Annotated in this window: 5 protein-coding genes; all 5 read right to left on the bottom strand. The window is 49.7% G+C overall.

Going from position 1 to position 14,331, the window contains the following annotated elements:
- Positions 1-93: 93 nt before the first annotated feature.
- Positions 94-5,445 carry an NACHT domain-containing protein gene (locus MCB1EB_RS04340; protein ID WP_126353881.1) on the bottom strand — a complete coding sequence of 1,784 codons (5,352 nt, stop codon included), beginning with the start codon at positions 5,443-5,445 and terminating at the stop codon, positions 94-96.
- Positions 5,446-5,962: 517 nt separating this feature from the next.
- Positions 5,963-11,062 carry an NACHT and WD40 repeat domain-containing protein gene (locus tag MCB1EB_RS04335; RefSeq protein WP_161566178.1) on the bottom strand — a complete coding sequence of 1,700 codons (5,100 nt, stop codon included), beginning with the start codon at positions 11,060-11,062 and terminating at the stop codon, positions 5,963-5,965.
- 796 nt (positions 11,063-11,858) lie between these two features.
- Entirely contained in the window at positions 11,859-12,245 is a 387-nt protein-coding gene (locus tag MCB1EB_RS04330) for a hypothetical protein (protein WP_045362708.1), read from the bottom strand.
- 10 nt (positions 12,246-12,255) lie between these two features.
- Positions 12,256-13,614, bottom strand: coding sequence for a metalloprotease PmbA (gene pmbA, locus MCB1EB_RS04325; protein WP_045362711.1), 1,359 nt, complete (start codon positions 13,612-13,614; stop codon positions 12,256-12,258).
- Between the two features lie 56 nt (positions 13,615-13,670).
- On the bottom strand, positions 13,671-14,297 hold the full coding sequence (gene orn, locus MCB1EB_RS04320; RefSeq protein ID WP_045362714.1) for an oligoribonuclease: 627 nt from the start codon (positions 14,295-14,297) through the stop codon (positions 13,671-13,673).
- Positions 14,298-14,331: the final 34 nt, after the last annotated feature.

The following is a 14,331-nucleotide window of genomic DNA, read 5'->3' as shown; positions in this document are numbered from 1 at the left end:
CCCACTAACTTAAACAGTTTAGACAGTGGGGGGACCATCTCATTAATTTCTGACAGGCTCCTGACAATCCAGTTAACTAAATTTACTGTGCCGTCAGATTAAATGTTGACTAGTACATATCGCGCCTCTTTGCTTTAGCAGCTTCTTATTTATCTCACTCAAACCTTCTACCCCTTCGATCAACATATCTTTTACGAACAACGCTTCATGCTTTGAACTCCAACACAATTTCATCTGATCGCCTTCCGGCTCTTTTTGGATCTCCCAGTGCCGCACGGACTGATCTTTGCTACCGGTCACCAAATACTGGTGTCCATTTAGCTCCGTCCAGGCCACACTATAAACTGGCCTGCCAAACGCTTGAATGACGCTGAGACACTCACCCGAAACAACCTCCCACAGCCGCACCGTTCTGTCCTCACTGCCCGAAGCGATCTGGGCTCCGCTGGGCGAATACACCACGCTAGTAACATAGAAGGTATGGCCCCTCAAGGTGAACCCCACCGCGCCGCTTGTCGCGTCCCACAGCCGCACCGTGTAGTCCTCACTGCCCGAGGCAAGCTGCGCGCCGCTCGGCGAATACACCACGCTATTAACATCGCCGGCATGACCTTTTAAGGTGTGCACCGCCGCCCCGCTGTACGCGTCCCACACCCGCACCGTGTTGTCACCACTGCCCGAAGCGATCTGCGCTCCGCTCGGCGAATACACCACGCTCCTAACAGACTCAGTATGGCCCCTCAAGGTGAGACCAGGCGCGCCGCTTGTCGCGTCCCACAGCCGCACCGTCTTGTCCCTACTGCCCGAAGCGAGCTGCGCTCCGCTCGGCGAATACACCACGCTAGTAACCCAGCTGGTATGGCCCGTCAAGGTGAGCACAGGCGCGCCGCTTGTCGCGTCCCACAGCCGCACCGTCTTGTCCCTACTGCCCGAAGCGAGCTGCGCTCCGCTGGGCGAATACACCACGCTAAAAACCTTGGAAGTATGGCCCGTCAAGGTGAGACCAGGCGCGCCGCTTGTCGCGTCCCACAGCCGCACCGTCTTGTCCCTACTGCCCGAAGCGATCTGCGCTCCGCTGGGCGAATACACCACGCTCGTAACAGAGGAGGTATGGCCCGTCAAGGTGAGCCCCGGCGCGCCGCTTGTCGCGTCCCACAGTCGCACCGTGTTGTCATAACTGCCCGAAGCGATCTGCGCTCCGCTCGGCGAATACACCACGCTCTCAACATAGCCGGTATGGCCCGTCAAGGTGGAACCAGGCGCGCCGCTTGTCGCGTCCCACAGCCGTACCGTTTTGTCATTACTGCCCGAAGCGAGCTGCGCTCCGCTCGGCGAATACACCACGCTCCTAACAGACTCAGTATGGCCCCTCAAGGTGAGACCAGGCGCGCCGCTTGTCGTGTCCCACAGACGAACCGTTTGGTCCCAACTGCCCGAAGCGAGCTGTGCTCCGCTCGGTGAATACACCACGCTAGTAACCCAGCTGGTATGGCCCGTCAAGGTGAGCACAGGCGCGCCGCTTGTCGCGTCCCACAGCCGCACCGTAGTGTCACTACTGCCCGAAGCGAGCTGCGCTCCGCTGGGCGAATACACCACGCTAAAAACCTTGGAAGTATGGCCCGTCAAGGTGAGACCAGGCGCGCCGCTTGTCGCGTCCCACAGCCGCACCGTGTTGTCCTCACTGCCCGAAGCGATTTGCGCTCCGCTGGGCGAATACACCACGCTCCTAACAGAGTCGGTATGGCCCCTCAAAGTGAGCCCAGGCGCGCCGCTTGTCGCGTCCCACAGCCGCACCGTGTTGTCCTCACTGCCCGAAGCGATCTGCGCGCCGCTCGGCGAATACACCACGCTATTAACCCAGCCGGTATGGCCCCTCAAGGTGTGGATTTTTGTCCAGCTTGACGTGTCGTACATGCAAATCACGCCGTTATCAAGACCCATCGCACAGAATTTCTCATCCGGCGAATAGGCACAGGATTTCACCGCTCCCTCTTCTTTCAGATACGCCCATTCGCCAAACTGCACTCCAGCCATCTGCGCGCCGCTTAAATTCGCTGCCCGCAGCCAGCTCGTGCGAAGCTTCACGTCGCTTAAGTCTGCCCCGTGTAAATGCGCCGAATCAAATATCCCAAAACTCAGATCTGCGCCAGGGATTCGGATCCCCTTTAAATCCATCCCATTAAACTGGATCCCCGCTCTGACCAGAATCGTGATCGCATTCGCCGCACCCTGACTGACCGATCCTGTCTGCGTTGAGGCTTTGATCCACGCCAGCAGCGGTTTCACCAGGGCTTTGTTCTGTTGCACTCGCTCCACTAAAAACCGCTGAATCGTTGTATCCTCCACCAGATTAAATCGGTTCAATACCCCTTCCTGATCGACCTGATCCGAGTCATTCAGCGCTCTCCACAGACCCTGTACATTCTTTATTCCGTTCAACGGCTCAGGACCCGCTGATAACTCTATTCCAGCCGAGTTTTCCAACTCTTCCCACACCCCGCGCGCCACTAAATAATCCTGAATCGATTTATGAATAAATCGATATTGATCTCCCTGGCGCGACAGCGGCGCATTAAACCGTAACAGCCGTGTCTTTTCCTCCGTGTCTCCTAGATAAAACGCTCGCCAATCCGGTTTTTTCCAATCTTGCGCTGCTGAGTACGTCACCGACACCAACCGCCTTTCATACATCGCTAACGCTAAATCCTGACTATACGCCCAGCCATGCCTCGTAAATTCCTCATCCAATTCATCAAGCGCTTCCTGTTCCTTGGGTGTAAGTTGGATGCGTGCTAACCTTTCCTGCGATCGGTTCAGCCAATTCTCCACGAACTTCTCATAGAGGCCGATCCGCGTCAGCTTCGCTTGCTCTCCCTCGATTTTCAATGTCGGGAGCACTTCTAACGTCATTTTCAACATAAACGGCGTGCGCACCAGCTCTTTCAATTCAGTCAGATCTTTAAAGGCCTGCTGATATCTCTGCGCTGACCACTGCGGCTTGGTATTCTCAACATATTTGTCAATATAATCATCAATCCGCTTATCCGAAAACCCGACCAGACGACACTCCTCCAATAAGCTTGGACTGCCCGGTGGATAAAAATCTTTCTGATAATTTTCCCCTAAGTATTCTGGCCGGCTGCTGATCACCACTTTCGCTTGCCACTGGTCCAGTTTATTTCCCGCATAAAACGCCTGCGAGCGATGCGCGATCTCATCATACCCATCCAGAATAAAGATAAAGCGCCGCTCGGCACGCAATGCGTTGATCTGCGTCTCGGATAAACCTTGTTTTTTCAGATATTCCTCAATCACATTTTTACTCGGATTGTTTAAGGTATCCAGCGGAATGAATAATGGGATCGGACGCTCCTGCGATGACTTTGCTTTGTTATAGTCACTCCATAGGCGGCGAGCAAGATGTCGGTTAAACGTGGATTTGCCAGACCATGCTTCGCCCAACAGTAACAACACTTTTTTGTCTGAGGCGAGAAACGCGCTGACTTTGTATTCTAAATCAAAGGACTCGGCCGAATCCATGGTGAGGTTGCCTCCCGGCGCCACGTACATCGCGAGCGCATCTTTGATCTCATTCACTTCTTCGAGCTCTTTTGCATACTGGGCTTCTAACGCTTGGATGGCCTCTTCCAGACCTAAAGATGCAAGTGAGTCCTTGCTCTGCCACACGGCGCTTCGGGATCGAGTTAAAAGATGATCATCTCCTCGAGCTTTATATAACAATTGAGTGCCGACTTGCTTCCAAGCAGGATCCCATACGGGCGCTATGTAATCATCCACTTCACCTTCTATTGGGGCCGGCTGAGCAATTAGAGCCAATTGTGCTAACATTGCTTTGGCGTGTGTTTGTATCTGATCAGGTAAAGACTTTGCCTTTTCTAGCTGACTTAGCGCATGATATACGGCTTGCTGCACACGTTCATATTGCTCCCACTGCTTATTCTTGTTTTGTACCAACTCATCTAAGAACTTAATAGCAGCTTCTTGAATGGCTTCCTCTTTTTGAGTGCGAACTATTTGTTCTAAGCGTTGGCACAAGCCCAATAAGAAAGCTTCATTTCGGCCATATGGACTCTGCCGTGCAAAATGCTCAAATTGGACAAATTGACCTTCTTCTAAACAAGTATCCAAAAATTGCAGCGCTGCATACCAGTGCTGTTGTCTGCTTTTTGTCAGGCTCTCGCGATTGGTCGTGCCTGCCCCCGACACACTTGGACCAAAGTCTTTCATTTCATCAGCCAGCTTAGCTAAGCGCTTGACGGTCCCGCTCGTACCAGAAAACACCTCGCTAAAATGATCAAACGTCTCCAGTAATTTATTCGGATCGATAGTTCGCGCCGCACTAGCTAATGTACCCGTCCCTAAAACCATACTCGAACTCCAACGCCATATCTCTTGCCATCTGCCTTCATCATTGGGAATATGCAACAGCGCTTGACGCGCATAGTAGGCTTGAAAGCGTAGCTCTGGTATTTTACTTAACTTCGATAAAATCTGATCGAGCGGTTCTTGTACCTCGGTACGGATAATGCCGGTGATCCCGGCTTTGGCTATTGCGTCTAAAACCTGTGATATAGAACGCAGTAGCTGCTGAGGTTCGTGAATTTTGCCTTTCCGATGTTTCCTGCGTAAACGCTTTATCAAAGCTTGAAACAGGTTGACTAAATCTCCTACAATGCTCTTAAATAGCGATTCAGGCAGGCTATGAATCATCACGGCTATACTTTGGAGTGCCGTTAGATTTATGAGTCCTTCTGGCATAGTCAGTACTTTATGGGCCTCATCGAGTAAATCGCGGCATTTCTTCGGATCCGGCGTCGCGGCTAACGGAAGGACTTCCCGCCATATATTCAAATTTTTATCATTTCGTTGTCTGAAGGCTTCTAATACATTACTAGCTAATTCGTTTAATTCTTGCGCTGCGTGTGGAGAGGACCGTAGACATAGTGCTAAATGGCAGGTGTTTTTGATGTCACGCGGATCCTTTACAACATCATATTGCTCAGTCGCAACGGGCGGCAGGTTATATTTAAAGTGAAGTGCACTGACCTGAATAGGCAGGAAGGGGATCGTAGACTCATGCAATGCTGCCAGTCTTCGATCTGCCTCAAACGGATCGAGCGCTTGAACCGCCTCATAACTCGCACGCGCTTCTTTGATTAAGTTCTGACCTAGTAATAGATCACCGTATTCCAAGTAAGCTAGTGCCAAATATCTGCTAACCTCTGTAGTCCTTTTAGAGGGATCAATTTTGTTAAAAGTGTTTTGCGCTTCGATGAATGAACGCTGGGCTTTAAAAAAATCTTTATCTCTCTGCTGACGAGCCTGGTCTAAGTACTGTTGACCCTCTTTGAGGTAGTGAGCCAGATCGTAGAGAGGTATGTACTTAAGAGAATGTCCGATTTTAGATACTGTTATTGGCATCATAACAATACATATGAGCCCCTTCTAGTTTGTCAAGCCTCTTCGTAGATTTCAGACGAGTGTTGTTGCGACTCGACCTTGCCACCTCATCGCCACTTGCTTGAGCACCCTATCGCGAACCCACATCCTTTTCAAAGTGAATGAACGCTTTGCAAGCTTGAGGCTCGCATAGCCCCTTTAACCCATGTTAATGAAGCCGAATCAACTGCTAGCTCGAACCTCTTTTACTTACAAGTTCAGATGAAAGGCTGATTTTAAGCCTAGTCAGGATAAGCGATTCCGTCAAGCATATATGTCGCGAATAAATGAAATGTCCGCTTTGTTCCATGGCAAAAAACTAGCTCAAAGCAGGACTCAAAGTCGGTGTTTGTAGCAATAGTGTGACTCAGTATCGAATTGAAGGATTTTCATCAACAGCTACGGCCAATATACAGAAGAATGCTGTGGCTTCCTCCTCATTTATTTCAGGAAACTTGGGGCCGAGGATCAAATCTTCTTTTTAGAAGAATTTTTCAATAGATTATCTCTCCTCTGAGGATGCTTCGCCAAGTCTTCTTCGTGCGGAATTTCTTGGCCTTTGTTCAATCAAGCGAGCATTCATTGCACTTAAACTCTGGGGCCTCTCAATAGACATATCGGCTAAGGTCAGCTCGTTTTGAGATGAGGTCCAATATAAACTGACTTCCCTATTATTTTCTTGAGGTCCTACCTGCCAAATATGAACCGCACTACCTCTTCCACCTGCTACCATTTGAATGCCACGTTCAGAAGGCTCTTGCCACACCATTGAATCGATCAACCCAACAAAACCTGAAAGCGTTCCTGTACATTCGCCTGTTTCTACCGACCACAGTTTCACTGTCCCATCCCAACTCCCCGACGCCAGGAACTTACTATTTAGTGGTGAAAAGCTCACACTCCACACCTCATCACTATGCCCTTCAAGCATCTGCAACTCTTCTTCACTTTCCACATTCCACCGCCCCACTGCCCCGTCTTTACTCGCAGACGCCAGAAATTCTCCGCTTGGCTGTGAAAAACTCAGACTCCGCACCTCATCACTATGCCCTTCAAACGTTGCTATACATTCGCCTGTTACCGACCATAGTTTCACTTTTCCATCCCACCCTCCCGACGCTAGGAACTTATCGTTCGGCGAAAAAATTACTTTTTCCACTTTAACATTATGCCCTGTAAGCATATGCAACTTTTTTCCACCTCTCACTCTCCATAGCTTCACTTTTCCATCCCAACTTCCCGACGCCAGGGTCTCACCGTTTGATGAAAAGCACACACTAGTCACCCCATCACGATGCCCTTTAAACATATGTAACTTTTTTCCGCTCTTTACATTCCACAGCGTCACCGTCCCATCTTCGCTCCCCGACGCCAGGAACTTACTATTTAGTGGTGAAAAGCTCACACTCCACACCCCACCACCACTATGCCCTTTAAGGGTACGCAGCTCTTCTCCACTTTCCACGCTCCACAGCCTTACCGTTCCATCTTCACTCCCAGACGCCAGGAAATCGCCGTTCGGTGAAAAATCCAAACTCGTCACCCACCCCCTATGCCCTTGAAATCTATGCAACGCTTCTCGACGTTCCACGCTCCACAACTTCACTGTCTGATCATCACTCCCCGACGCCAGGAAATCGCCGTTCGGTGAAAAATTTACACTGGTCACCCAACCCCTATGCCCTTCAAACGTATGCAAGGCTTCCCCGCTTTCCACGCTCCATAGCCTCACCGTTTGATCATTACCCCCTGATGCCAGAACCTCGCCATTCGGTGAAAAATTCACACTCGTCACCCAACTACTATGTCCCTGAAGCGTATACAATTCTTCCTCGCGTCCCACACTCCACAGCTTCACCGTTCTATCCGCGCTCCCCGACGCCAGGATCTCGCCGTTTGGCGAAAAATTCACACTCAAAACCCCGCCACAATGCCCATTAAGCTTACTGGTATTCAGCAGCTGCGCTTTTTCGTTTCTCATTTTTCTTATTTTCCACAGCTTCACCGTATCATCTGAACTCCCCGACGCCAGAACCCCGCCTTTTGGTGAAAAATTTACACTATTCACCCAGCGACTATGCTCTTTAAGCGTCTGCAACTCTTCCCCACTTTCCACGCTCCACAGCCTCACCGTCGTATCTTCGTTCCCCGACACCAAGAACTGACTATCTGGCGAAAAATTCACACTCAAAACTCCGCCACAATGCCCATTAAGCGTACGCAGTGCTTCTTTGTTTCCCATTTTCCATAGCTTCACCGTTCCATCCCGACTCCCCGATGCAAGGAATTGGCGATTTGTCGAAAAATCCACACTCGTCACCCAACCCCTATGCCCTTCAAGGGTATGCACTAGCTTCAAATTCTTAGTTTGATACAATTTAATCTCACCAAGCATGCCAACAGCCAACCAGTACCCATCGGATGAATAACAGCAGCTATTAACATTGCTACCCACCTCTAAACTAGGCAACGCTCCAAAGTCCACCCCATCCAGCGTCGCCCTTTCCAAATTCGCCCCACGCAACCATGCGCCTTGCAATTTTACTTTGCTTAAATTCGCCTCTCTAAATTGCGTTCGGTCAAAAACCCCATAACGTAAGTCCGCTCCAGGCACCTTGATGTTACTCAGATCCAATCCACTCAACCGTCCCCCAGCTTTGACCAAAATTGTGAGCGCGTTCGCCGCCGCTTTTTCAAAGCCATCTAGTGCTTTCGAGGCCTTCATCCAATCTAAGAGCGGCTTTACCAACGTTTGCTCCTGCTGCACTCGCTCTATTAAAAAACTCAGCACCCCTGGATCTTCCACTATATTTAGGGTGTTGAACAACGCCAACGGTTCAAGCTCAATGTGATGTTCCGGCTCTTCCCATAGCACTCTCAGATCTTTCATTATGTTCAAATTGTCGGATACGCCTAACTGTCCGGTGTCAGCTGGCCCTTTCAGATTTTCCCATAACGCTCGAGCCACAAAATACTGCTGTACTGATGCGTGGATAAATTTATATTGGTTACCACCTTGGCGGATTAAGGGCGCATTAAAGCGGAGTAGTCGCGCCTTTTCAGCGCTTCCTAAAAATTCCTCACGCCAATTCCCTTTCCCGGCATCGCTTGCCTCTGAATATGTTGCGACGAACGGGGTTTTTTCTTGCTGATACATCTTCACCGCAAATTCTTGGCTAAACACCATGCCATGGCCTACAAAGCCACTTTCATCTAAGTGATCAAATACCTCTTGTTCCACTGGCTTTAATTGAATGCGCTCTAAACGTTCCTTCGAACGCGCAAACCAGTTTTCTACAAATTTGTCATACAGCGCCACTCGAGTCGTCAGCCATGACTCCCCGTTCCTGTGCAGCATTTCTAGCGTGGGCAAAACATCCAAGGCCATCCTCAGCATAAAAGGGCTGCGCACCAGCTCTTTTAAATCTGTTGTATCTTTAAAAGCCTGCTTGTATTTTTTGGCACCCCACTTCGGCTTGACATGCTTCACATATCGATCGATATAGTTTTCAATTGATTTATCTGAGAAAGGTGCCAGCCAATACTCTTCGAATAAACGAGTCTTATCTGGTGGTTGGAATTTACTTTGATAGCCGCGGCCTAAATATTCTGGCCGGCTGCTGATAATCACTTGCGCTTGCCAACGGTCCAGCCTGTTATCCGCATAGAAGGCCCGCGCGCGTTGCGCGATCTCATCATAGCCATCTAATATAAAGACAAAGCGCCGCGTGGTGCGCAAAGCCTCTATCTGCGCTTCCGTAAAGCCCTCCTGTTTGAAATATTCGGAGATCAAGTTTAGACTCGGATCTTTCAGCGTAGATAGAGAAATATAAAGCGGAATTCGGAGCTCATCTGATGCCTCTCCCGTTTCGCGGTACTCTTGCCATAGGCGTTGAGCAAGAAGCCGGTTAAAGGTAGATTTACCTGAACCCGCTCCGCCTAATAGTAAGAGCACTTTTTTGTCTGAATCTAGGAAAGTATTGACGGCATCGTTTAAATCAAAAGGAGGGCTTCCGACCACAGTTGTGGTGCATTGTAGTGCCACATACATCGAGAGAGCGTCTTTGGCTTCCCCCTCTTCCTCTAGGCTCTTTAAATATGTGCCTCCTAGGGCGTCGATATCTTGACCTAAAGTGGCCAACGGAACATATTGACGTTGTAGATCCCGTTTTTGCGCTTGGTTTAAACGGACGTCCCTTAAGAGCTCAGTAGGGGGTGTTCGCCAGATCGGATCCCAGACTGGCGGCACATAGGTGTCTGCCCCGGTTTGCTGAGCCGAACTTAACCTGGGCGCTACCTCGCTTAAAATCTTCTGAGCGTGTGTCTGTAGCGGTCCGTTCGGTAGCATCGCTAACCGCCCTAACGCATTTAATACCCCTTGCTCGACACTCTTATGCTGTACCCACTTCGTTTTGTTTTGTACTAAGTCACCTAAAAAGGTGACAGCCGATTGACTTATCTTTTCATCTTCTTGGGTGCGAGCAATTTGCTCTAAGCGCTGACATAAGCCCAGTAAAAAGTCTGTGTGGTGGCTATACTGGCTCTCACGAGAAAATTTCTCAAGTTTGACAAACTGGCCTGCTTCTATGAAGACATCCATAAATTGCAGCGCTGCATACCAGCGATGTTTCCATGTCGTTGTCAGCGCTTCACGGATTGTTGCCCCCCCTTCTTTAGCGCTCGAAATGAAATCTTTTGCTTCCTTTGCCAGCTCAGTCAGGCGCTTAAGTATCTCGTCCGTACCAGCGAAAGCCGTGCTGAAATTCTCAACGGTCTCCAGTAATTTAGCGGGATCTAACCTGTGGATCGCGCCGGCCAGGGTTAAACCACCTTTGGCTAATCCAAAGAGACGGCGCATCACTGCTTGCACGGAGCTCTCATCATTGTGAACATGCACCAGTGCTTGGCGTGCATAACGAGCTTGAAAGCTTATCGCAGGATCTTCATTCTGACTAAATTCACCAAGGATCTTATCCAATGGTTCTTGCAATTCCGTCCGGCGGATGCCTGTGACGCCAATGTGCGCCATCGCGTCTAATAGCTGCGAGGTGGTTTGCAGTAAAGCCAAGAGCTCCTGGGTATTGCCTTCTTGATGCACGTCCTTTAACTGCTCCTTCAAAGCTTGTAATACCTTAACTAAATTCCCTGTGCTAATCAGCCCGCTGCTTAGATTCCGTATCATTGCGGACAGGCTTCGCAGTACGGATTGATCCAGCATTTGGTGGTGAGTCAGTGCATCAAAGGTTCGGCTGATTAAGAGAAAGACAAATTCTTTATCGGGGATTGCCGCTAACGGCACGACCTCTCGCCATAATTCCGAGGTCTTGATTTTCTTTTGAGAAAAAGCTTCCAGCACCTCAATCGCCAAGGTGCGCAACGGTGCATCGATGTCTATTTGCGTAGCAGATTGTAAGCACACCGCTAAGTGACGAGTATTTTTGATGTCACGCGGACTCTCGACAACACCATACGGCTCAGTAGAGACAGACGGCCGGTTATCCTTAAAGCAAAGTGTACTAATCCGAATATTCGGGAACGATATCGCTGTTGCTACGCTTATTATTAAACTTTGGAAGAAAGTCTGTTGAGGAGAATATGACATCTCAGACTCATTCAATACTGCCAGTCTTCGATCTGCCTCAAGCGAATCGAACTCTCTGCCTGTCTCATAACAAGCCCTCGCTTCTTTGATTAACCCCCGCCTTTTGAATAAATCGCCTTGCCCGAAATACGCTTCAGCTAAACAATTTTTAACCTCTCCAGTTCTTTCAAAGGGAGAAATTTTGTTCAAAGTGTTTTGCGCATTGATGAATAAACGCGTGGCTTCCAAAGGATCTTTATCTTGCTGCTGAGCCTGGTTTAAGTACTTTCGGCCCTCTTTGAGGTAGTGAGCTGGGCGGTGGAAATGTCGGTGCTTAATAGAATATCCGATTTCAGGTACTGTTAATGGCATAGCGGCACATATGAGCCCCTTCTAGTTTGCTAAGCCTCTTCGTAGATTTCAGACGAGTGTTGTTGCGACTCGACCTTGCCACCTCATCGCCACTTGCTTGAGCACCCTATCGCGAACCCACATCCTTTTAAAAGTGAATGAACGCGCTGCAAGCTTGAGGCTCGCATCGCCCCTTACACCATGTTGATGAACCCGAATCAACTGCTAGCTCGAACCTCTTTTACTTACAAGTTCAGATGAACGACTGAATTTAATCCTAGTCACGATAAGCGGTTTCGTCAAGCAAGCGCCGTTCAACGCTTTGGCTATGCCCTCTGTTCAGCACCATCCTCAGGGCTGGCCGGGATTCACAAAGAATCCGCCACAGAGGCATCCCCCCAAAACAGAAGAAGTTAGCCCTCACAGCTTAGTGTTCTACTTTTAAAAACTATTAAAAATGGGGGGATTACCCAGCCAACTTCAACAGCTCAAAAAGGGCCGGCTTCTCTACAACTTGAGCCAGTTGACCAGACTTCCACAATATTTTTAATTGATTCAACGCAAATATTTGCAAGCTCTTGTCTGATCTTGCTACATCATACTGATAGTCAGTTGGAACTTTTTGCTGTAGCAGGTGCACTTTCAAAGTGGGAGAATCTATCGGCTCTCCATTGCGCGTCACGATCGTCAACGCTTTAAAAAAATTCTGCCAGTCTGCCAGATCTAACTGCTTTTCTATGATTTCTCGAATCTCGGGCGGAAGCCAGGCAGGTAACGAAGCTAATGAAGGCAGCAGAGATTTTTGCGTTGCTGGATAATGCGTAATGGCAGAGTTTGAGATAGGGGTTAGCATAGATCTACCCTCAACTACCCGCAATCGTCATCTGCTCAAGCAGCACTGAACCCGTCTCCTTAGCGCCATAGACATAGGCATCCGCGCCAATCGCCACGATCTGTTGAAACATTTGCTGCAAGGTGCTGGCTACCGTAATTTCTTCAACGGGATATTGAATTTCACCACCCTCGACCCAAAATCCCGCCGCGCCGCGCGAATAATCTCCGGTAACGTAGTTCACGCCGGGCCCCATCAACTCCGTAATAAAAAGCCCGGTGCCCAGTTTTTTTAACATTGCCGGCAAATCATCATGTGGTTGCGTCAGTGTGCTTTGCAACGCAAGGTTATGCGAACCGCCTGCATTACCGGTCGTTTGCATTCCCAGTTTGCGCGCCGAGTAGCTCGATAAGAAATAGCCTTGCATGATGCCGGCTTGCACCACCTCACGCGGGTGCGGGCGCACTCCTTCTGCATCAAACGGCGTGCTCCCCATCGCACGGGGGCGGTAAGGATCTTCCAGCAAACGAATATGTGGCGCAAAAATCTGACGGCCCAAGCCGTCGATGAGAAATGTCATGTTGCGATACAGCGCGCCACCACTCGCGGCCTGCACAAAAGCGCCAATCAACCCCGCTGCGAGCGGTGCTTCAAATAATACCGGGCATTTACGCGTGCTTAATGAGCGCGCACCAAGCTTTGCCAGCGCGCGTTGCGCTGCATATGCGCCAAGCTCCTCGGGCGCCGCTAAATCAGATGCGCTACGTTTCGATGTATACCAACTATCCTGTTGCATATGCTGGCCACGACCGGCAATCGGCGCACACGAAATAAAATGACGGGAAGTCGGATAGCCCGCTAAAAACCCTTGGCTAGTCGCCAATACAGAGTGCGCATGTTGCGCACAGACACTTGCCCCTTCCGAATTGCTGATACGGGCGTCCGTAGCAAACGCGGCTTGCTCGGTCTGGCGCGCGATTTCAGCCGCTTCATTAGCGCTGAGTTGCCAGGGATGATACAGATCGAGCGCGCGTGGCGTAGGTTCAAGTAACTCAATATCTGGCAAACCAGCGCAATCGTCCTCAGCCGTAAAGCGCGCAATATTATAGGCGGCAGCTACCGTATCGCGCAAAGCTTGCGGCATAAAATCTGAGGTGCCCGCCTGACCGCGTTTCTTGCCAATCAACACCGAGACCATCACCCCCTTGTCACGGTTGTGTTCGATAGTTTCAACCTCGCCGCGACGCACCGTTACGGATAAACCATCGCCTTCGGAAACACATACCGTTGCATCAGAGGCTCCAAGCTGTTTAGCGTGGCGCAAAATATCCGAAGCGATTTCTTTTAATTGTTCTTGCGTACGCGGAAAAGAATGTGTGCTAGCGACCATATTGAATGCAACTTAATTTGAAGTGAAGAATAAAAGAGAATCTTTATAGGTTGATTTTACAGCTCCTGATTTGGCGCTGACAACCGAATAAAGTGCTCGCGGTAGTATTTCAGCTCATCGATTGATTCATGAACATCGGCCAGCGCCGTATGCAACCCGCGTTTATGAAAACCTTTATAAATCGATGGCTGCCAGCGGCGACAGAGCTCTTTTATAGTACTCACATCCAGGTTACGATAATGAAAAAATTTCTCAAGCTCAGGCATCCATTGCGCCATAAAACGACGATCTTGGCAGATTGAGTTACCGCACATCGGGGATTTGCCCGGCGCTACATAGCGCTGTATAAACTCACGAATCTGTCTGACTGCCTCGTGCTCATCGAGGGTGGAAGCACGCACCCGCTCAATCAGACCTGACGCGCCATGAGTCTTTTGATTCCACTCATCCATGGCGCTTAAAACTTGATCTGTTTGATGAATCGCAAGCACCGGCCCATCTATTGAGGTCGTCAAATTGGAGTCCGTCACCACCACCGCAATCTCAAGAATACGGTCAGTCGCAGGGTGCAAACCCGTCATTTCCATATCTAGCCAGATCAGGTTAAATTCGCTGCGGGCAAGACTTGCTGGAGTAGCGGAAAGAGTCTCAGAAACATCAGAATGAGTTAGATTGGGTATCATATGCTTAAAGTTTTTTAGCAAAACAGCGCTAAAT

Origin of the sequence: Mycoavidus cysteinexigens (assembly GCF_003966915.1) — a bacterium.
GTDB classification, from domain to species: Bacteria; Pseudomonadota; Gammaproteobacteria; order Burkholderiales; family Burkholderiaceae; genus Mycoavidus; species Mycoavidus cysteinexigens.
This window is presented reverse-complemented; position numbering and strand designations above follow the sequence as displayed.